A 19486-nucleotide genomic window follows, 5' to 3' on the forward strand; every position below is an offset into this window, starting at 1 on the left:
CATGAACGACCTCGACCAGCTCTACCAGCAGGTCATCCTCGACCACTCCCGCGAGCGCCACGGCGAGGGGGACGTGGACTCCCCCCACGCCACCAGCCACCAGGTCAACCCCACCTGCGGGGACGAGGTGGACCTGGCCCTGCGCGTGGAGGACGGCCGCATCACCGCCCTGGGCTGGCACGGGCAGGGCTGCTCCATCTCCCAGGCCTCCATATCGGTCATGCACGACCTCGTCTCCGGCGCCGACCTGGCCACCGTGGCCCGCTTGGAGGCCGACTTCGACGCCCTCATGCACTCGCGCGGGCGGGGCGTGGAGGACACCGTCCTGGACGACCTGGACGACGCCGCCGCCTTCGAGGGGGTCTCCAAGTACCCCAACCGGGTCAAGTGCGCCCTGCTGGGGTGGATGGCCCTCAAGGACGCCCTGGCCAAGGCCGGGGCGGTCCTGGAGCGTCCCGGGCAGGACGGGCCTGCCGGCCCCTCTCCCGCCAGCTCCGCGCCCGCCGCCGTCAGCCCGGCCGACCACGACGACACCGACCCCCAGACACCGAAGACCAAGGAGGACCTATGAGCACGAGCCCCGTCGGGAGCGACAACCCCATGGCCGCGCAGCACACCCCGGAGACGGCCGAGCTGGCGGCCGCGGACGCGGCCGCCATCGAGGAGGCCCTGCGCGACGTCATCGACCCCGAGCTCGGTATTAACGTGGTCGACCTGGGGCTGCTCTACGGCACCTCGATCGAGCCCGACGGCACGGTGGTCCTCGACATGACCCTGACCACCGCCGCCTGCCCGCTGACCGACATGATCGAGGAGCAGGCCCAGCAGGCCCTGTCCCTCATTGCCGACAGGGTCCGGGTGCAGTGGGTCTGGCTGCCGCCGTGGGGCCCGGACAAGATCACCCCCGAGGGGCGCGAGCAGCTGCGGGCCCTGGGCTTCAACGTCTGAGCCCGGGCCGGGGCCGTGCCCCGTGAGCCCCTTGGCCTCGTGCCAGGGTGCCCCAGCTGGTGGAACTGCACATTCTTTTTACAAACCGCGATCATAGAATCGCGTGATCACGCGGATCTGTGGGGCGGACCGGGGGCCGGGAGGCAGAATGAATGTGCAACGCGGGCGCCGTTGCACATTCATTGTGTTCCTGGACGTCTTCTGGGCCGGGATATCGTTGGAATGACGCCACTGGCCCTGCCGGGACCCCAGGATGAATGTGCAACGGCGCGCCTCAGGGCAGGTCCGGGTCCGCGACCCCCAGGACGGCCTCGCGCAGGACGCGCGCGTGACAGCGGACCCGGTCGTGGGCCGCCACCAGGAGCGTGACCCGACCCGACATCGCCCGGCGGCGCAGGTCGGCGACCGCCTCGGCACCAGGGGTGCGGCCCAGCTCGGCGCGGTAGTCCGCCACGAACTCCGGCCACGGCACCGTCCCGTCGTGCAGGCCCCGGCGCAGGCCGGTGCTGGGGGTGGCGTCCTTGGCCCACCCGTCCAGGGCCGCCCGCTGCCTGCTCACGCCCCGGGGCCAGAGCCGGTCCACCAGGACCCGGTACCCGTCGGCCTCCGCCGCCTCCTCCCGGATCCCCTTAATGACGACGTTCTCGGCCGCAGGAAGACTGCTCATGGCCCTACCCTAGCCCCGGCAGGCCGGGGGTGGGACCACCTCGCCGTCGCGCACCCAGTGCCCGGAGCGCCCTGACGGAACGGACCGCGGCGACCAGGGCCGCCAGGGGGAGCAGCCAGGGCCCGAGCCGCCACGCGGGGGACAGGACGTAGTCGCCGTACTCGTAGGCGAGGCTCGCCACGGCGGCGACGGCGCCCCAGGTGAGGGCGCACGCCCCCGAGGTGAGCGCCGCGAGCCCGTGGCGGCCCCGCCGGGCCTGACGGACCGCCGGGTACATGCACGCGGCGAAGACCAGGGCGCTGACGGCCATGAGGGTCGTCAGCACCCTCGGGTCGGGGACCGTGCCCAGGGGGGCGTAGTGCGCCTCGCTGTCGCGGGCCGTCCAGTGCCCGGCCAGCTGGTCGACCAGGGCCGCGGCCGCCAGGACGACGCCGGCGGCCACCGCCACCCGGGCAGGCGCCCCTGCCCGGGGGCGGGACTCTGTCGAGGTCTCTGTCATGGGGTACTCCTTCTGCGACTGACCGGAAGACGTGCACGCGGGCTCAGAGGAGCCCGGCGCCCCAGGCGCGGGCCGCCCGTGCCTCGCCCTCGTTAAGGGGACCCCGGGAGCCCGCGACGAAGCTGCGGGTCCCCACGCTCCTGGGCCTGAGCATCCTGGCGACCTGCCTGGCGGCGGAGCCGCTGACCCAGTTGCGCCGGGTGACGGTGTCAATGGCGAGCACCCGCGTCCCGTCCGGGATGGTGGCGGCACCCAGCCACTCGCGCATCCCGGGCTCCTCAGGCGACCCGCCCCGGCTCCGGGCCGAGTGTCTGGAGGCCGGGGTCGGCAGCCCCCGGTTGTGGGTGGGGGCCGCCAGGACGAGCAGGGAGACGTCGCCCGACACCGTTAATGCGGCCCGGGCGGCCGGGACGACGTCGGCCTGGGCCCCGCCCTCCCGCAGGCCGGCGGCGACCTCCTCGGCCAGCGCCCGGGTGCTCCCGAAGCAGGACTCCACGATCAGCAGCGCCTTCATTACTCCCTCTTCTTGCTCTCCTTGACTCCTGGCCCTGTGGACCGGTGCGGCGGCCTGGGCGCCGCGGCACCCGCCCATCGTGAGGTGTGACGCCACGTCGCACGCAAACCGTCACGGGGCGGGCTCGCGCCACCGCCTGATCGCGGCGAAGAACTGCTCCTCCAGGGCGGCGGTGACGCGGTCGTCAGAGGAGTCCACGGCGGCCAGCAGCCGGAAGAACGACCTCACCAGGTCCTCGTCCACGGTGCGCGCCAGCTGCCTCAGGAGGGCGGCGTCCAGGTAGGACTCCAGGCGCCTGACGGCCTGCCCGGCTCTCCGGGCCACCTCCTCGTCGGACAGGCAGGCCGGGTCCTGCCCGTAGGCGGCCAGCGCCTCGGCGTCCTTCAGCGGGTCAGGCCCGTGGAAGAGCGCCTCGGCCTGCGGCGGCATCTGGCCGCGGTAGCAGGCCAGGTCGGTGACGTCGCGCTCGCGGCGCACCGCGGCACGGGTGCGCTCGTCGGGCGCGGCGGCCTCCAGGCGGTCGAAGAAGGAGACCATTGCCGTAGGCATGGGGGAGACCGTCATCCCCTGCCGGGCTCGCTCCAGCAGCCCGGCCAGCATGTCGCGCTGCCGGGTCACCTCGGCCAGGTGGGCCTGGGCGGCCTCCAGCGCCCCGGCCAGGTCCTCCACCACCGGGTCCGTGGCCTCCTCGGTACCGGGCGCGGCTCCGGTAGCAGGTGCGGCGCGGGGGCCGTCAGCCGCTCCGCCCGCGCCGCTGGCAGGCTCCGCGCTCCCGCCGGGCCGGCCTGCACCGGGCCGGTGGGCGCCAGGGCGGCGGTCCGCACCGGGTGCGCGCCCGCCGGGCCCGCCGGGCGGGTCGGTGCGCTCAATAATCCGGCCGACGGCCGCCAGCGGGACGCCGGCCTGCACCAGCCAGCGGATCCGTGACAGGCGGGCCACGTGGGCCAGCTCGTAGTCGCGCCACCCGCCGCGCTCGGGCGGTACGGGCAGCAGCCCCAGGGAGTGGTAGTAGCGCACCGTGCGCACCGTGGTCCCGGTCAGCCTGGCAATCTCCGCAACACGCACGCCCACAGTGTGGCACGCCCCGGGGCTACGGCCCGGCGGGTATCCGTACGGGCGTCCGCCCATGCCCCCGTCCGGGCCTCCGTGCACGCCCTGGCCCGTGCACCACCGCCTGCGGGGACGGGGTCCGCGCCCGGGCACGTCTCCGCCGGTACCTGCCCTCGCCCCGGCTCCCCCGCCCGGGCCCGGCGGCAGGGTGACGGGGCCCGCACCGGGCGGGGTACCCTAGAGGGGTGTTCTACGACCTGCTGTACAAGACCGTCTTCAGCCACATCGACCCTGAGCTGATCCACGACATCTGTATGGAAGGTATCGCGCTCACCGGCAGGATCCCCTTCCTGCGCGACTGCGTGCGCCAGGCCTGGGGACGCCGCCCCGCCTTCCCCGTGCCCAGCGCCAACCAGGGCGGGCCCCTGGCCCGTCCCGTCCCCGGCGTCCTGGGGCTGGCCGCGGGCATGGACAAGGAGGGCAGGGCCGTGGAGGGCCTGGACCTGCTGGGATTCGGCTTTATCGAGGTCGGGACCTTCACCGCCCGCGCCCAGGAGGGCAACGACAGGCCCCGCATGTGGCGCTACCCGGCCACCCGCGCCCTGCGCAACCGTATGGGCTTTAACAACCCCGGGGCCGACGAGGCCGCCAGGCGCCTGCGCGCCCTGCGCTCCACCCGCCGGGGCCGGGCCGTGGTAGTGGGCGCCAATATCGGCAAGACCAAGGTGACGCCGCTTGAGGACGCCGTGGAGGACTACCGCTACTCCGCCTCCGCCGTGGCCCGCTGGGTGGACTACCTGGTGGTCAACGTCTCCAGCCCCAACACCCCCGGCCTGCGCAGCCTGCAGGCCGTGGAGTCCCTGCGCCCCATTCTGGCCGCCGTACGCCAGGCCGCCGACGCCGCCGCGCACCGGAGGGTGCCCCTCCTGGTCAAGATCGCCCCCGACCTGGCTGACGCCGATATCGACGCCGTCGCCGACCTGGTGGTGGACATGGGCCTGGACGGGGTGGTGGCCACCAACACGACCGTCAACCACGACCTGGGGGAGGGCGGCCTGTCCGGGGCGCCCCTGCTGCCGCGCTCCCTGGAGGTGGTGCGCCGCCTGCGCGACCGCCTCGGTGAGGGGCCCACGATTATCGGGGTGGGCGGGATCAGCTCGATCATGGACGCCGAGCTCATGCTCGACGCCGGGGCCGACCTGCTCCAGGCCTACACCGCCTTTATCTACAACGGCCCGGCCTGGCCCGGCCGCATTAACCGCGCCCTGGCCACCCGCCGCCCGGCCCGCTGAGCGCCCACCCGCCCGGGCGGGCCAGCTGCTGGCCGGGGCCCGGGGCGCCTTAGGCGGGACGCGGGTTGGGGGACTGGGTCCGGTCGGGGTCGCGCTCGACCACCTCGCCCAGGGCGGCGTCAACGGCCTCCATGACGTCCTGGGGCAGGCTCACGCCGCAGGCCTGGACGTTCTCCGCCAGCTGGGAGGGGCGGGAGGCGCCCACGATGGCGGCCGAGACGAAGTCGTGCTGGAGCACCCAGGCGATCGCCAGCTGCGGCATTGACAGCCCCACGTCCTGGGCGACGGGCCGCAGCGCCTGGACCGCGCTGAGCACCTCCGGGCGCATCCATCGCGAGATCATCCTCGCCCCGCCGCGCGAGTCCGTGGCCCGCGAGCCCTCCGGCGCGGGCTGGCCGGGCAGGTACTTGCCCGACAGGATCCCCTCGGCCATGGGGGACCACACGACCTGCCCCATGCCCAGCTCGCTGCAGGCCGGGACCACGCGCTCCTCGATGACCCGCCACAGGGCCGAGTACTGGGGCTGGTTGGACACCAGGCGGAACCCCATCTGGCCGGCCATCTCCTGGCCGGAGCGGATCTGGTCCGCCGTCCACTCCGAGACCCCGATGTAGAGCGCCTTGCCGCTGCGCAGCACGTCGGCGAAGGCCGCCATGGTCTCCTCCAGCGGCGTCTCGTAGTCGTAGCGGTGGGCCTGGTAGAGGTCCACGTAGTCGGTGCCCAGGCGCCGCAGGGAGGCGTTGAGGCCCTCCATAATGTGCTTGCGGGACAGACCGACGTCGTTGGCGCCCATGGGACCCACCGGCCAGTAGACCTTGGTGAAGATCTCCAGGGACTCGCGGCGCTGCCCCGCCAGGGCCCGGCCCAGGACCTCCTCGGCGGCGCCGTTGGCGTAGACGTCGGCGGTGTCAAAGCTCGTGATCCCCAGGTCCAGGGCCGTGTGGACGCACTCGATGGCGGTGTCCGCCTCCACCTGGGAGCCGTGCGTGAGCCAGTTGCCGTAGGTGATCTCCGTGATCTTCAGCCCGGAGCTGCCAAGGTGTCGGTACGCAACCATGGCCCAACTCTAGCGATCCGGGGCACCTGCCGGGCCCAGGGCCGCACCCGGGGCGGGCGCTGAGCGAACGGGGCTTGACATACGGCGGGGCGCCGGGCCCGGTCAGCTCGGGTACTGGCCCCGGCTCACCTGCGGCTTGGGGATGCGCATGATCCGCATCGTGGTGTAGCGGCTGAAGGTGTACCACCGCAGCCTCCTGGCGGCGGAGACCTTCTGCGCGCCGAACTTGGCCACCAGGCGGCGTCGCAGGCGCCACCAGCACACGAACAGGTCCACGATCATGGCCATGAACGCCAGGTAGATGAACAGCATGGTGTACCCGACCCACAGGCGGACCTGGGTGCTGACGAACTCGGCGCTGATGAACATGGTCAGCATGATCGCGAGCATCCCCAGGGGGAGGGCGAGCTCGCCGATGCTGTAGCGCGCGTCCACGTAGTCACGGATGTACCGCTTGATCGCCCCCTTGTCCCGGGTGGGCATGTAGCGCTCGTCGCCAGCGCGCATGCCCTCCTGCTGGCGCTTCCAGGCGGCGTCGCGGGCGGCCCGCTCCTGCCTCCTGGCCTCCTTGCGGTCGGTGGGCACCACCGGGTGCACGCCGCGTGCCTGCGCCTGCCTGCGCTTGGGGGTGGGGCGCCCCTTGCGGGCGCTCTGACCGGGCCTGAGGGGCGCGGGGGAGGGGGCCGGATCCTCCGGGGGCGCCTCGTCGTGCTTCTTGAACAGCTTCACGTCCCCAGGGTAGCCGGTGGCGCGCGATACCCTGCGCACATGAGCCCAACCACCCCCACCGTGAGCGTGGACGCCGTCCGCGCCGCCGTCCACGACTCCTTCCCGGCGGTCGTCTCCGACCTGACCGACCTGGTGGCCATCCCCTCGGTCTCGGCCGACGGCCACGACCAGGCCCAGGTGGCCCGCTCCGCGCGGCACGTGGCCGGCCTCCTGCGCCAGGCCGGGCTGGAGGCCGAGGTCCTGTCCGTCACGGGGCCGGGGGGCGTGCCCGGGCGGCCCGCCGTCCTGGCCCACCGGCAGGGCCCCCAGGGCGCCCGGCGCGTCCTGCTCTACGCCCACCACGACGTCCAGCCCGTCGGGGACCCGCAGGGGTGGGCCCAGCCCGACCCCTTTACCGCCGTGGAGCGCCACGGGCGCCTCTACGGGCGCGGCAGCGCCGACGACGGCGCCGGGGTGGTGGCCCACGTCCACTCCCTGCGCACCCTGCTGTCCCTGTGCGGTGAGCTGCCCTGCACCGTGACCGTCTTCATCGAGGGTGAGGAGGAGGTCGGCAGCCCGTCCTTCCGGACCTTCCTGGAGACCTACCGGGACCGCCTGGACTCCGACGTCATCGTGGTGGCCGACTCCTCCAACTGGACGGTGGGGACCCCGGCGCTGACCACCTCCCTGCGCGGCGTGGTCCAGGTCGACGTGCGCCTGGACACCCTGGACCACGCCCTGCACTCCGGCCAGTACGGCGGCCCGCTGCCCGACGCCGTGACCGCCATGTGCCGCCTGCTCGCCACCCTGCACGACGAGGCCGGGGACGTGGCCGTCCCGGGCCTGGTCGCCCGCCCCGAGGCCGCTCCCGGCTTCCCCGAGTACACCGAGGCGGCCTTCCGCGCCGACTCCGGGGTCCTGGAGGGGGTGGAGCTCGTGGGGACCGGCGACCTCACCGCCCGGCTGTGGACCAAGCCGGCCCTGACCGTCATCGGCATGGACGTCACCCCCCTCCACCTGGCCGGCAACGTCCTGTCCCCCTCCTGCACCGCGCGCCTGTCCCTGCGCATCGCCCCCGGCCAGGACCCGCTGGCCGCCCGCCAGGCCCTCGAGGCCCACCTGGCCGCCCACGTGCCCTTCGGGGCCAGGCTGACCCTGAGCTGCGGGGAGACCGGCCCCGCCTTCCAGGGCTCGGCGGACACCCCGGCCGGGCGGGACGCCTGCTGGGCCCTGTCCACCGCCTGGGGCACGGGGGCCGTCACCATCGGCCAGGGCGGCTCGATCCCCTTCATCTCCACCCTCCAGCAGACCTTCCCCGACGCCCAGGTCCTGGTCACCGGCATCGAGGACCCCGACACCCGGGCCCACAGCGAGGACGAGTCCATGCACCTGGGCGACCTGGAGAACGTGGTGGTCGCCCAGACCCTGCTCCTGGCCCGCCTGGGCGGCGCTATCGCCCCGTGAGCGGGACGGGCTGAGCGTGCGCGTCCTGCTCGCCCCCGGCGGGATGTACCCCGAGCCGCGGGGCGTACCGCTGGCCGGTGCCGGCACGGGGCTGCCCGCCCACCGGGTGGCCCGCGCCCTGGCCGACGGCTGGGCGCGCGCCCGCCCCCGTGACGTGCTGCGCCTGCTGGCCCTGCCCGACGGCGGGGCCGGCAGCGCCGCCTCCTGGCCCAGGGGGGTGACACGCTCCCACAGGCTCGAGGTGGCCGGGCCCCTGGGCGGGGAGCGCCCGGTGGACCTCCTCTGCCTCACCGCCCCGCGTCAGGGCGCCCCCTGCCCGTCCACCTGGTTCCTGGACGCCGGGAGCCTGCTGGCCCTGCCCGCCGACCCCCACCAGGCGGGCCTGCACCTCCTGCGGGGCTCCAGCCGCGGCCTGGGGCAGGCCCTGGCGGGGGCGCTGGACCTTGTCGGCGGGCGGGACACGCTGGTGGTGGGCCTGGGACGCAGCGCCGTGCACGACGGCGGCTCCGGGCTCGTCCAGGCCCTGGGAGGGGTGGAGGGCGCCCAGGACGTCGCCTCCGGGCGCGACCTGGTCCTGGCCCTGGCCGACACCACCGCCCTGGGCGGCGTGGCCGGTGCCGGCCGGGAGCTGGCCAGCCTGACCGACCTGGAGCCCGCGGTGATCCAGGAGGCCGACCGCGCCGCCTGCACCACCGCGGTGGCACTGGCCGCCGGGCTGTCCGGGCCCGCGCCGCGGCCGGTACACCTCGTGCCACGAGGGCTGGCGGAAGGCGAGGTGGTGCGGGCCACCGCCTGGGGCACGGGGGCGGCGGGGGGATGCGCCCTGGTGCTGCGGTCCCTGGGGGCACGGGCCCTGCCCGGGCCGCGGGTCATCTCCGGCCTGGTGGGGCTGGACCAGGAGGTGGCCGGCGCGGACCTGGTGGTGACGGCCGTGGGGGAGGCCTACACCCTCCTGGAGGACTCGGTGCCGGTGGTGGCCGGCCAGGCGGCCGCGTCCACGGCCCTGCCCGCGGTCCTCGTGGCCGGCCGGGCCCGTCTGCCCCGGTCCGAGCTCGCCCAGGCCGGCCTGGGCGGTCTGCTCACCCTGGGCCAGGGGTGGCCGGACCCCCACGGCCTGGAGGAGGCGCTGCGGCGCGCGGGCGCCCGGCTGGCCCGTACCTGGTCGCGCTGAGCCGCGGGCCCGGCGCTCAGGCGGGACGCCAGCGCTCAGGCGGGGGGCGCGACCGCCGTCGACCCGCGCACAATGAGGTCCGGGGTGAAGAGCATCTCCACCTCGGCCACCTTCTCGCCGCGGATCTGGTCCAGCAGGGTGCTCACCGCCGCCCGGCATATCCTGGCCACCGGCTGGCGCACCGTGGTCAGCGGCGGGCTGGTCATGGGGATGAGGAGGGTGTCGTCGTAGCCGATGACGGATATGTCCCGGGGCACCGTCAGCCCCTGGGAGCGCGCCCCCTGGATGACGCCCAGGGCGATAATGTCCGAGGAGCACACCACCGCGGTACAGCCCTGGGCCAGGAGCGCATGGGCGGCGGTGGTGCCGGCCTCGTAGGAGTAGAGCGTCTCCACGATCCGCAGGCGCTCACCGGGCAGCCCCGCCTCCATGGCCTGGACGTAGCCTGAGCGCTTGCGCTGGGCGGGCACCATGCGGGCCGCCCCCATGGCCAGCCCGATCCGCCGGTGGCCCAGGCCGATCAGGTGCTCCACGGCCATGCGGGCCGCCGTCCGGTCGTCGGTGGCGAAGCCCGGGGCGGTCACGGTGGGGGCGTTGCCGTTGACCAGCACGATCGGCACCCCCCGCTCCCGCAGGCGGTGGTAGCGCGTGACGTCGCCGGTGGTGTCGGCGTGGCGTCCGGAGACGAAGATAATGCCGGCCACCCCCCGCTCGACCAGCATCTCGATGTACTCGTCCTCGCTGGTCCCCCCCGGGGCCTGGGTGCACAGCAGGGGGGTGTGCCCGCTGGAGGCCAGGAGCTGCTCGATCTCCTGGGCGAACAGGGGGAAGATGGGGTTGGACAGCTCGGGGACGATCAGCCCCACCAGGCCCCGGGAGGCCTGGTGGAGGGACTCGGGGCGCTCGTAGCCCAGCAGGTCGAGGGCCACCAGGACCTGACGTCTCGTGGTGTCGGCCACATTGTCCTTGCCGTTGAGCACCCGGGAGACGGTGGCGGTGGAGACGCCGGCCTGCCCGGCGATGTCGGCGAGGGTGATGCGCTGGGACATGACTGGTCCTTAGTCGGTGGTCCGGGAGTCGGCACGGTAAGGGGTCGCCGTCACTGACGCGGTCCCCCGGGTGGCGCCAGGAGGACGACGGCGGATCCGGGGCCGGTGGCACCCACCCGCACGACGGCCTCCTCCTGGTCGTGCACGACGCTCACGCCGTCCAGGCAGTGGCGCTCCACGACCCCGCCGGCGGGCAGAGCGGGCAGAGGCACCAGGATACTGTCGCAGGCCCGGCGGGCCAGGACCACCAGGACGTCGCCGGCGGGGTGCGTACGGGTCCACGCCACCATGTCCGGCCCGGCGTGGACGAGCCGGGTCCCGCCCCGGCGCAGGGCCACCAGACGGCGGCGCAGGGCCGCCAGGCGGCGGTAGCGTGAGAGCACGACCTGGTCCACCGGGCCCCAGGAGCCCCGCTCGCCCACGGTCGCGCCGTCGCTGTCGCCGCCGTCCGCCCAGGGCATCGTGGTGCGGGAGTGCTCCCCGGTGCGGCCGGTGGCGCCCAGCTCGTCGCCCATGAAGACGGTGGGGACCCCCGGGGCGGTGAACAGCGCCGTCGCCGCCACCAGGTGGTTGGCCCGGGAGCCCACGACGGTGCGTACCCGGGGGGTGTCGTGGGAGCACAGGAGGTTCATGGAGCGCGCCCAGGAGCTGGCGGGCAGGTGGGCGGCGTACAGGCGGACTCCCTGGAGGACGGCGTCGCCCGGCAGGTGGGGGATCGAGGTGGGGATGCCCAGCCAGGTCAGGTTGTCGGCGGGGTCCGGGTCGCCCAGCCAGCTCCACAGGGGCCGGGTGAAGCCCAGGTAGTTCATGGTCCCCTGCCACCCGGGGCCCTCCAGGTCCCGGGAGGCGTCGTGGCCGTGCTCGGCCACCAGCCAGGTGGGGCGCCCCGTGGTGTCGCTGACCTGGCGCATGGTGGCGCGCATGTCCTCGGCGACCTGGTGGGCGAGGTCCACCTGCCCCAGGCGTCCGGTCATATTGGCCACGTCCACCCTCCACCCGTCGGCCTCCACGGGCCCCGTCAGCCACTGGGCGGTCACCGAGCCGGGGCCCCTGACCAGCAGGTCGCGCAGGGCGGGGTCCTGGTGGTTGAGCTTGGGGAGGCTGGGCACGTCCAGCCAGGCGTCGTAGCGGTCGGGATAGCGGGTGAAGGAGTAGTAGGAGACCTCGGGGGCGTCGGGGCGGGAGGTGGCCGCCCTGAACCACTCGTGGGTCACGCCGGTGTGGTTGGTCGTCAGGTCCAGCACGAGCCTCATGCCGCGGGCGTGCAGGGCCCGGCTGAGCCGGGTCAGGGCCTCGGTCCCTCCCAGGAGCGGGTCGACCTGCCTGAAGGTCGTGGAGTCGTAGCGGTGCGCGGAGCGGGCGGGGAAGACGGGGGTGAGGTAGACGGTGTCCGCCCCCAGGGAGCGGATCCAGTCCAGCCGCGAGACGACGCCGTCGAGGTCACCTCCGTACCAGGCGGCGCTGGCGGCGTCCCCGGCGTCGGGGGGCTCGGTCCCCCAGGCGTGGGGGACGGCCCAGTCGGGGGCCTGCCGCAGGTGGCCGGAGCGGGAGAAGCGGTCGGGGAAGACCTGGTAGACGATGGCGTCCAGGACCCACTGGGGGGCGTCGTCGTGGGCCAGGACCTTGAAGTCGGTGGCGTCGGGGACGTCGTGGTCGCTCAGGCCCGCGGCGTGGTACCACAGGTAGGGGCGGGGGCCCCGGGGCTCCAGCAGCAGGAAGCGGTAGCGGTTGAGGGGGTTGAGGAGCGCCACCGTCCCCTGCCACCAGGAGCCGGCCGCCGTGGCGCCCGCCCGGGTCATGGGGGTCACGACGGGCTCGCCGTCGACCACCTGGTGCAGGATGACCTGCTCGGGGCGGCGGGCGGCGGGCACCCACAGCCTGGCGGTGAGGCGGGCGCCGGGGTGGCGCGTCCCGGTGAGGAAGGAGGGGCCGGTGTCGTGGTGGGGCTCGGCCAGGAGCCCCGCGACGCCGTCCGGCGTCGAGACGGACCCGATGGTCCTCCCGACGCCGGACGGCCGTGTTGCGGAAGCGGGCACGGGCCGCGGCCTCAGCCCTTGACGGCGCCCGCGGTGGCGCCGCCGACGATGTAGTGCTGGAGGAACTGGAAGAGGGCGATGACCGGGATCATGGTGAGCACGGCGCCCGCTGCGAACAGGCCCAGGTTGTTGGACCGGTCGCCGGACAGCAGGCCGTACAGGCCCACGGCCAGCGTCTTCTTGGAGTTGTCGGTCAGGAAGATCGAGCCCAGGAGGAAGTCGCTGATAATTCCGACGAAGGACAGCAGGAAGGTCGTGGCCAGGATCGGCTTGAGCGTGGGCAGCAGGATGATGCGGAAGACCTGCCAGTGGGTGCACCCGTCGATAATGGCGGCCTCGTCGAGCTCCCTGGGGATCGTGTCGAACGTGCCCTTGATGAGCCAGACCTGGCCCAGGGCCCCGCCCATGAGGGCCAGGCAGTACCCGGTGAGGGTGTTCAGGCCCAGGACCGGGACGATGTCGCCGATCTGGGAGATCATGTTGTACAGGGCGATCATGGACAGGATGGCCGGGAACATCATGATGAGCAGCAGCGCCAGCAGCCCGCCGCGGCGCCCCTTGAAGCGGAAGCGGCTGAAGGCGTAGGCGGCCAGGACGGACAGGAAGATCTGCGAGGCCGCCACGATGGAGCACACGATGATGGTGTTGAGGTACCACCGCAGGAACGGCCCGCGGGCGCCGGACAGGAGGGTCTGGTAGTTGACGAGGCTGATCCGGGTGGGGATGAGCCTCGTCGAGGCCACGGTCCCCAGGGGGTTGAACGAGGCCGAGATGACGTAGAGCACGGGGAAGGCCGCGAAGAGGATGGCGAGGACGCCGATGACGTGGCGCCAGCCGATCTCGCGGAACCAGCGCCCGAAGGGCATCCGGTTCATCTCGATCTCGGGGGCGCCGTCGGGGCCGGTGATGGATTCGGTCTTAGCCATGGTGATGCTTCCTTCCCGCGCTCAGTTGATGTCTTCGAGCGCCCTGGTGGCGCGGAACTGGATGGCGGCGAGAACGCCGGTGATGATGAACAGGATCACGGAGACCGCGGAGGCGAAGCCGTAGTCCGCGCCCGAGCCGCCGAAGGCGATGCGGTAGATCATCGAGATGAGGATGTCCGTGCCGCCGCGGGTGTACTCCCCCTCGGCGAAGGGTCCGCCCTGGGTGAGCAGCTGGATGGCGTTGAAGTTGTTGAAGTTGAAGGCGAAGGAGCTCACCAGCAGCGGGGCGACCGCGACCAGCAGCAGCGGGGTGATGATCTTCGTCGTGGCCTGGAAGCCGGTGGCGCCGTCGACCTTGGCGGCCTCCTTGACGTCGGAGGAGATCGACTGGAGGGTCCCGGTGCACACGATGAACATGTAGGGGAAGCCCATCCAGGTGTTGGTCAGCAGAATGGCGACCTTGGCCATGGTCGGGTCGCTGAGCCAGGGGATGCCCACGTGCAGCATCTGGTTGATCAGGCCGAAGTCCTTGTTGTAGAAGTTCGACCAGATGAGCAGGGAGATGAATCCGGGGACGGCGTAGGGCAGCAGGAGGAAGGACCGGTAGAGCTTCCTGCCCTTGATCCGGTCGTCATTGAGGACCAGCGCCAGGAAGAAGCCGAGGATGAAGGTCAGCAGGACCGAGCCGAAGGCGAAGGTCAGCGTCCACAGGAAGGCCTGGAAGAACTGGCCGGCGATCTTGCCGTCGGACAGCAGGCGCGAGTAGTTCGCCAGTCCGACGTTCTGCTGCCAGGACTGGGGCAGCCTGTTCCCGTTCGCGTTGACGAAGTACTCGGAGATGCCGACCTTCTGCACCGTGTAGACGTCTCCGGTCTCGGTGTTGGTGATGGAGTCCGCCGCCTCGTCGTAGACCATGGTCTTGGTGCCCTCGAAGGCGGACTTCACCCCCTGGACCTTGACGGTGGTGGTCTCCGAGACCGGCACCGTGAGGCTGGTGATCGCGTCGTAGGCGCTGTTGACGTCCGTGTGGGACAGGATGGTGTAGCCGTCGGCCCTGGTGACGAAGCCGTTCTCGACGGTGACCGTGGAGGGGTCGACCTTCTGGACGGTTTCGCCGTCCGAGCCGCGCAGGACCTCGTTGGTCCCGGGGTCGACGAGGAACAGGGCGAAGGGACCGCCCGTGGCGGAGCCCGTGGTGGCGACCGTGAGGTTGTAGATGGGCGAATCCGGTGCCTGGACGACCGAGTTGTTGGTGATGGTCGTGATGGCCTCCTCCTTGGTGTTGCGGAAGCCGTCGCCGAAGTTGGTGAAGGAGGTCTGCACCGTCATGACGATGGGGACGATGAGGAAGACCGCGAGGAAGAAGGATCCGGGGAACAGGTACTTGCCGGGGATGAAGCGCTTGGTGGAGTACAGGGCGAAGATCGCCGCGGCCGCCAGCAGCACGATCACGAGCCACGCCCACATCTGGAACTTGATGAGCAGCGGTACGAGGTAGATGGTGGCGGCCAGGGTGAGGGCGAGGACCGCGACGCGGCCGAGGATGGCGGGCACGCTGGTCGACTTCTCCCGGGGCGCGACGGGGGAGGATGTCGTCATTGTCGATGAGCCTTTCCAGCACGGGTGGTGCTTGAGGTGGGGGAGGAGCGGGGGTGGGGCGGAGTATTCCGGGCTCCGGTGACGGGGGTTCAGCCGATGTTGCGCTTGATCTCCTCGCCGGCGCTCCTCATGGTCTGCTCCGGGTCGGCCCCCTTGACGATATTGGCCTGGGCCAGGCCCAGCGGCTGCCACACCGCGCTCATGGCGGGGATGGCGGGCATGGGGTCGGCGGCGGCGGCGAAGTCGGCGATGGTCGCCATGTCGGGGTTGGAGGACTTGAGCTTGTCGGCCAGGTCCTTCTGGACCGGCGGGAGCTCGTTGAGGGGGAACATGGCCTCGGCGAAGGAGGAGTCCTTGGCGACGTCGGCCACGAGGGTCTCGGCGAAGGCCCTGTTCTTGCCCTTCGAGGCGACGTAGAAGCAGTTGACCCCGGCGAAGGGCGTGGCCGTGGAGCCCTCGATGTCCCCGAAGCCCGGGATCTTGGCGATGGTGTAGTTGATCCCGGCCTTCTTGATGTCGCCGAGCGCCCAGGGGCCGGAGATCAGGTAGGGGGCCTTGCCCTCGGTGAACAGGGAGATGGCGTTGTCGGTGGTGACCGAGTTCCTGAGCACGCCCTCGGCGCCGAGGGCGCCGATCTTCTTGGCGGCCGCGATCGAGCCCTCGCCGCCCACGCCGAGGTCGCCGGCGAGGTAGCCGCCGTTGGCGTCCTTGCCGAACAGGTAGCCGCCGCCGGCGGTGTAGATGGGCTCCATGTTGTAGGCGTCGCCCTTCTCGCCGACGGGCAGGGACAGGACGACCTCGGTGCCCGCGGCCTGGCCGGCGGTCACCAGCTCCTCAATGGTCGCGGGGGCGGTCACGGAGGTCAGGGCCTTGTTGACGAACAGGGCCAGGGTCTCCACGGCGTAGGGGGCCGCGTAGGTCTGGCCCTCGTAGGCGACGGCCCGGAGCGCGATGTCGGTGTAGTTGGCCCGGGCCTCCGCGGAGAGCGCGATGGGCAGGATGGAGCCGTTCTGGACGAGGTTGCCGATCCAGTCGTGGGCGCCGAGGACCACGTCGGGCCCGTTGCCCGCCTGGTTCGCGGTGATGAAGTTGGACTGGAGGTCATTGGCGACCGTCTGGACCGTCACCGTGATGCCCTGCTGCTCGCCCCACTTCTTGGCGAATTCGGTCAGTGAGTCGGCCTTCTTCTGGTCGGCCCAGATGACGAGGTCGGCAGCGGCGTCGTGGACCACGGGCTCACCGGAGGCCTGGGCGCTGGGGGCGTCGGTGGGGCCGGAGGAGGATCCGGAGGTGGTGGAGTCGTCGCTTGAGCAGGCCGCTGCGGTGAGGGTGGCGGCGATGGCGGTCACGGACAGGAACGACCGGCGGTTGAGGATCACCGTGATTCTCCTTCGAATCGGAGGTAGTGGGTGGGGGGACGGTGCGCCCGGTGAGAGGAATATAACTCCTTCGTGCAAGGATTGCAAGAACTTTGGAACAACTCCTTGCACGGACCCCTCGGCCGGTCCCGGCACGCCTCCTGCGCGTGGCCCCCGGGGCCGCCCTCCCGGGGCCAGGTGGCGTGCCGGGGCCTAGCGCACCGTGCTGGAGCGCAGCCAGACCGTCGTGGTGGGAGGCACCCTGAGGATGCCGTCGGACCGGTCCAGCATGTGGGAGGAGAGCAGCACCTTGGCCCCCGCGGGCAGCACGACCGCCTCCTGGGTGGTGTTGACCAGCACCAGGACGTCACGGACCAGGAAGGTCAGCACGCCCGGGGGGCACCACCCCACCCCGGTGACAAAGGCCAGGGAGGCGTTGGCCAGGCCCCGCTCGCGGCGCAGGCTCGCGGCGTAGCGGATGGTCTCCAACGGGGAGCAGAACTGGTAGGTCTGGCCGACCAGGGCCTGGGAGATGACCCGGACCAGGTCGGTGGGGCGCAGGTCGCGTACCTCCTCGCCCAGGCAGACCTCGTCGCCCTGGCGGACGTAGACCACACCGGGCAGGGACAGCATGAGGGTCTGGAGGGCCAGGGCCCGGCGGACGCGGGCGTGGGCCTCCACGGCGAACCACCGGCGCCCGTCACCGGGGTCGGTCTCGGGGCCCAGGGCGTAGCTGGGCAGGACGCGCCACATGGGCGGGGCGCCGAACCGGTCGTGCTCACGCAGGGACCGAGAGATGTGCCGGGTGATGGAGCCCGCGTCCCACCGCACCAGCATGAAGGAGTCGTCGCGCAGGTGGTGGAACCAGTCGTCCTGGAGGTGGTGGCGCAGGTTCTGGGGGTAGCCCGCCGAGACGTCCGCGCCCAGGATCCCCTCGGGGGCGTACTCCACCAGGAGGGCCTGGATGGCCGAGACGTAGCCCGAGATACGCTCCAGGTCGGTCCGGCCGGTCACCTGCGGGGGGACGATCGTGCCCAGGTCCACGCCGTCGGAGCCCGCCTCCAGGAAGGCCTCGGCGCGCCGCAGCAGCCCCGGGCCCAGGGACTCGCGCCCCATGACCACGGGGTTGGGCTCACGGGCGGAGCGGCCGGTGACCGGCCCCAGCGCCCCCGAGACGCGGGTAATGACCCTCAGGCCGCGTTCGTGGGCCCTGGCGATAAAGGCCCGTAACGCCTCGACGTCCTTCTCCGCGTCCGGATCCACCCAGGCGGGACGCACCAGGAGCGTCTGGAAGCCCAGGGAGCTGACGTGGGCGAGGTCGTCCAGGGCGCCGCGCAGGTCGTCGGCGGTGACCTCGGGGGATATGACCTCGTACACGAGCCCCTCCCGCCACCACTGCGACGGCCCGTTGTACGGGCGGTGGACGAGGGTGGTCGTCGTCGTGGTCACAGTACTCCCTTCCTCCGGGTGGGGAACCCGGACGGTGACCCCGGGGAGGCGGGCCGCAGTATGACGCTAGTGCCAGACCACGAGGCCACGGCCTCACGTCGGGTGGTTGAGGTTATGGTAGCGCGACCGGCACTACCGTGTGGACATGCAGAAGACTTCACCCGTGGGACCGCACACGGACCCCCCGCCCGCCGACCCGCCCGACGCCGTCCCGTCCGCCTGCGTCCTACCTGCCGCCGTTCTACCTGCCGCCAGCCCGCCCGGGTGCGGCGGGTACACCCGCCACGACACCGAGCGCCGGGTGCCCGAGGACCACAGCCACTCCGCGCGCACGCCCTTTGAGCGTGACCGCGCCCGGGTCCTGCACTCCTCGGCGCTGCGCCGCCTGGGCGCCAAGACCCAGGTCCTGGGCCCGGGCAGCGACGACTTTGCGCGCACCCGCCTGACCCACTCCCTGGAGGTGGCCCAGGTGGGTCGCGCCGTGGCCCAGGCCCTGGGCTGCGACCCGGACGTGGTCGACGCCGCCTGCCTGTCCCACGACCTGGGCCACCCGCCGTTCGGGCACAACGGCGAGCGGGCCCTGGACACCGTGGCAGCCGGTATCGGCGGGTTCGAGGGCAACGCCCAGACCTTCCGGATCCTCACCCGCCTGGAGCCCAAGACCCTGGACGCCGCCGGGGGCTCGGTGGGCCTGAACCTCACCCGGGCCGTCCTGGACGCCGTGGCCAAGTACCCCTGGGCCCGGGGCCGGGGACCCGGGGGAGCCCGGGGCAGGAGCGCGCGCAAGTACTCCGTCTACGCCGAGGACCAGGCCGCCTTCACGTGGGTGCGTACCGGCGCCCCCGGGCAGCGCCGCTGCCTGGAGGCCCAGGTCATGGACCTGTCCGACGACGTGGCCTACTCGGTGCACGACGTGGAGGACGCCATCGCCCTGGGTCTCATGGACCCCTCTGCCCTGGGCCCCCGGGAGGTCGAGTCCGTGGTGGAGGCCACCCGGGGCTGGTACGGGGAGGCGGTGGGCCGCGACGCCCTGGGGGCGGCCTGGGAGCGCCTGGCCGCCGACCCGGCCTGGATCCGCTCCTACGACGGGGGACTGGTCGACGCCGCCGCCTTAAAGAACCTCACCAGCCAGCTCATCGGCCGGTTCGTCTCCGCCGTGGCCGCCGCCACCCGCCAGGCCTTCGGGGACGGGGACCTGACCCGCTACGCCGCCGACCTCGTCATCCCCGCGGACACCGCCGCCGAAATCCTGGTCCTCAAGGGGGCCGCCGTGCGCTACGTCATGGCCCCCCGTGAGCACGAGCCGGTCTACCTGCGCCAGCGCACCACGCTGTTCGACCTGGCCGACGTCCTCATGGGCTCCGGCGGGTCCCACCTGGACCCGCTCTTCGCCGAGGGCTGGCACCGGGCCCGGGACGAGGACGGCCGCCTGCGCGTGGTGGTGGACCAGCTCGCCTCACTGACCGACACCTCGGCCCGCAGCTGGCACGCCCGCCTGTGCGGCATGTTCTCCGCCATCTAGGTGTCCCTCTTAATTAAGGAGGCTGAGCGCCGTGCAGTCCGCGCCCGCCTGGGGGCCGCCGGCGGCGTACTCGATCCGCGCCTCCTCCAGCAGGGCCGCGTCCCCCGCCCGGGGCCCGTGACCCCTGCGCCCCGCCTTCGCCCCGCCTGGGGCCCGCTGTCCCGCACCGCCCGCCCC

The 19486-nt window shown here is 72.8% G+C and carries 18 protein-coding genes; 6 read left to right on the forward strand and 12 right to left on the reverse strand.

Annotation, left to right across the window (positions count from 1 at the left end; genetic code table 11):
- Window position 1 precedes the first annotated feature (1 nt).
- Together sufU and JJJ15_RS12690 are read left to right on the forward strand one after the other, a co-directional pair.
- Window positions 2–571 carry a Fe-S cluster assembly sulfur transfer protein SufU gene (gene sufU, locus JJJ15_RS12685; protein ID WP_106108955.1) on the forward strand — a complete coding sequence of 190 codons (570 nt, stop codon included), beginning with the start codon at window positions 2–4 and terminating at the stop codon, window positions 569–571.
- Window positions 568–948, forward strand: coding sequence for a metal-sulfur cluster assembly factor (locus JJJ15_RS12690; protein ID WP_106108956.1), 381 nt, complete (start codon window positions 568–570; stop codon window positions 946–948). Before sufU ends, JJJ15_RS12690 begins: the two co-directional genes overlap by 4 nt.
- A gap of 274 nt (window positions 949–1222) precedes the next feature.
- Here JJJ15_RS12690 and JJJ15_RS12695 read toward each other — a convergent pair whose 3' ends face one another.
- The 4 genes from JJJ15_RS12695 to JJJ15_RS12710 all read right to left on the reverse strand — a co-directional run bounded on the left by JJJ15_RS12695 (window position 1223) and on the right by JJJ15_RS12710 (window position 3693).
- Complete coding sequence (locus tag JJJ15_RS12695) at window positions 1223–1615, reverse strand: DUF488 family protein (protein ID WP_200510989.1); 393 nt, start codon at window positions 1613–1615, stop codon at window positions 1223–1225.
- A gap of 4 nt (window positions 1616–1619) precedes the next feature.
- Entirely contained in the window at window positions 1620–2114 is a 495-nt protein-coding gene (locus JJJ15_RS12700) for a hypothetical protein (protein ID WP_200510990.1), read from the reverse strand.
- 43 nt (window positions 2115–2157) lie between these two features.
- Window positions 2158–2628: a flavodoxin gene (locus JJJ15_RS12705; protein WP_200510991.1), complete on the reverse strand. Its 471-nt coding sequence runs from the start codon at window positions 2626–2628 to the stop codon at window positions 2158–2160.
- Between the two features lie 111 nt (window positions 2629–2739).
- Window positions 2740–3693, reverse strand: coding sequence for a MerR family transcriptional regulator (locus JJJ15_RS12710; RefSeq protein WP_200510992.1), 954 nt, complete (start codon window positions 3691–3693; stop codon window positions 2740–2742).
- A gap of 230 nt (window positions 3694–3923) precedes the next feature.
- Here JJJ15_RS12710 and JJJ15_RS12715 point away from each other — a divergent pair, with 230 nt between their 5' ends.
- Window positions 3924–4970, forward strand: coding sequence for a quinone-dependent dihydroorotate dehydrogenase (locus JJJ15_RS12715; RefSeq protein ID WP_200510993.1), 1047 nt, complete (start codon window positions 3924–3926; stop codon window positions 4968–4970).
- A gap of 49 nt (window positions 4971–5019) precedes the next feature.
- Here JJJ15_RS12715 and JJJ15_RS12720 read toward each other — a convergent pair whose 3' ends face one another.
- Window positions 5020–6027 (reverse strand): aldo/keto reductase family protein, encoded by a 1008-nt coding sequence (locus tag JJJ15_RS12720; RefSeq protein WP_200510994.1) that lies wholly within the window; start codon window positions 6025–6027, stop codon window positions 5020–5022.
- A gap of 102 nt (window positions 6028–6129) precedes the next feature.
- On the reverse strand, window positions 6130–6756 hold the full coding sequence (locus JJJ15_RS12725) for a DUF3043 domain-containing protein (protein WP_200510995.1): 627 nt from the start codon (window positions 6754–6756) through the stop codon (window positions 6130–6132).
- 39 nt (window positions 6757–6795) lie between these two features.
- Between JJJ15_RS12725 and JJJ15_RS12730 the strand changes: the two genes are divergently transcribed.
- Entirely contained in the window at window positions 6796–8199 is a 1404-nt protein-coding gene (locus tag JJJ15_RS12730) for a dipeptidase (RefSeq protein WP_106108961.1), read from the forward strand.
- A 16-nt stretch (window positions 8200–8215) separates the two neighbouring features.
- Window positions 8216–9370, forward strand: coding sequence for a glycerate kinase (locus JJJ15_RS12735; RefSeq protein ID WP_200510996.1), 1155 nt, complete (start codon window positions 8216–8218; stop codon window positions 9368–9370).
- A 35-nt stretch (window positions 9371–9405) separates the two neighbouring features.
- Here the strand turns inward: JJJ15_RS12735 and JJJ15_RS12740 are convergent, their stop codons facing one another.
- From JJJ15_RS12740 to JJJ15_RS12765, 6 genes are all read right to left on the reverse strand, one after another.
- Window positions 9406–10419, reverse strand: a complete 1014-nt coding sequence (locus JJJ15_RS12740) for a LacI family DNA-binding transcriptional regulator (RefSeq protein WP_200510997.1) — start codon at window positions 10417–10419, stop codon at window positions 9406–9408.
- A gap of 50 nt (window positions 10420–10469) precedes the next feature.
- On the reverse strand, window positions 10470–12455 hold the full coding sequence (locus JJJ15_RS12745; RefSeq protein WP_200510998.1) for an alpha-amylase family glycosyl hydrolase: 1986 nt from the start codon (window positions 12453–12455) through the stop codon (window positions 10470–10472).
- Window positions 12456–12466: 11 nt separating this feature from the next.
- Window positions 12467–13381, reverse strand: a complete 915-nt coding sequence (locus JJJ15_RS12750) for a sugar ABC transporter permease (protein ID WP_200510999.1) — start codon at window positions 13379–13381, stop codon at window positions 12467–12469.
- A 21-nt stretch (window positions 13382–13402) separates the two neighbouring features.
- Window positions 13403–14980 carry an ABC transporter permease subunit gene (locus tag JJJ15_RS12755; protein ID WP_200511000.1) on the reverse strand — a complete coding sequence of 526 codons (1578 nt, stop codon included), beginning with the start codon at window positions 14978–14980 and terminating at the stop codon, window positions 13403–13405.
- An 89-nt stretch (window positions 14981–15069) separates the two neighbouring features.
- The gene (locus JJJ15_RS12760; RefSeq protein ID WP_200511001.1) at window positions 15070–16359 is read right to left on the reverse strand and encodes an extracellular solute-binding protein; all 1290 of its coding nucleotides are present in this window, start codon (window positions 16357–16359) and stop codon (window positions 15070–15072) included.
- Window positions 16360–16551: 192 nt separating this feature from the next.
- Entirely contained in the window at window positions 16552–17787 is a 1236-nt protein-coding gene (locus JJJ15_RS12765) for a glycosidase (protein ID WP_200511002.1), read from the reverse strand.
- A 145-nt stretch (window positions 17788–17932) separates the two neighbouring features.
- On the opposite strand from JJJ15_RS12765, the gene JJJ15_RS12770 reads away from it, so the two are divergent.
- Window positions 17933–19309 carry a deoxyguanosinetriphosphate triphosphohydrolase gene (locus JJJ15_RS12770; RefSeq protein WP_200511003.1) on the forward strand — a complete coding sequence of 459 codons (1377 nt, stop codon included), beginning with the start codon at window positions 17933–17935 and terminating at the stop codon, window positions 19307–19309.
- The last annotated feature ends 177 nt before the right edge of the window (window positions 19310–19486 follow it).

Origin of the sequence: Actinomyces sp. HMT897 (assembly GCF_016626125.1) — a bacterium.
Lineage (GTDB): Bacteria > Actinomycetota > Actinomycetes > Actinomycetales > Actinomycetaceae > Actinomyces.

Excerpts from the sequence above, each read along its gene's own strand:
- sufU (WP_106108955.1), top strand. The coding sequence starts at position 2 with ATGAACGACCTCGACCAGCTCTACCAGCAGGTCATCCTCGACCACTCC.
- JJJ15_RS12690 (WP_106108956.1), top strand. The coding sequence starts at position 568 with ATGAGCACGAGCCCCGTCGGGAGCGACAACCCCATGGCCGCGCAGCAC.
- JJJ15_RS12695 (WP_200510989.1), bottom strand. The coding sequence starts at position 1,615 with ATGAGCAGTCTTCCTGCGGCCGAGAACGTCGTCATTAAGGGGATCCGG.
- JJJ15_RS12700 (WP_200510990.1), bottom strand. The coding sequence starts at position 2,114 with ATGACAGAGACCTCGACAGAGTCCCGCCCCCGGGCAGGGGCGCCTGCC.
- JJJ15_RS12705 (WP_200510991.1), bottom strand. The coding sequence starts at position 2,628 with ATGAAGGCGCTGCTGATCGTGGAGTCCTGCTTCGGGAGCACCCGGGCG.
- JJJ15_RS12720 (WP_200510994.1), bottom strand. The coding sequence starts at position 6,027 with ATGGTTGCGTACCGACACCTTGGCAGCTCCGGGCTGAAGATCACGGAG.
- JJJ15_RS12730 (WP_106108961.1), top strand. The coding sequence starts at position 6,796 with ATGAGCCCAACCACCCCCACCGTGAGCGTGGACGCCGTCCGCGCCGCC.
- JJJ15_RS12740 (WP_200510997.1), bottom strand. The coding sequence starts at position 10,419 with ATGTCCCAGCGCATCACCCTCGCCGACATCGCCGGGCAGGCCGGCGTC.
- JJJ15_RS12750 (WP_200510999.1), bottom strand. The coding sequence starts at position 13,381 with ATGGCTAAGACCGAATCCATCACCGGCCCCGACGGCGCCCCCGAGATC.
- JJJ15_RS12755 (WP_200511000.1), bottom strand. The coding sequence starts at position 14,980 with ATGACGACATCCTCCCCCGTCGCGCCCCGGGAGAAGTCGACCAGCGTG.
- JJJ15_RS12770 (WP_200511003.1), top strand. The coding sequence starts at position 17,933 with ATGCAGAAGACTTCACCCGTGGGACCGCACACGGACCCCCCGCCCGCC.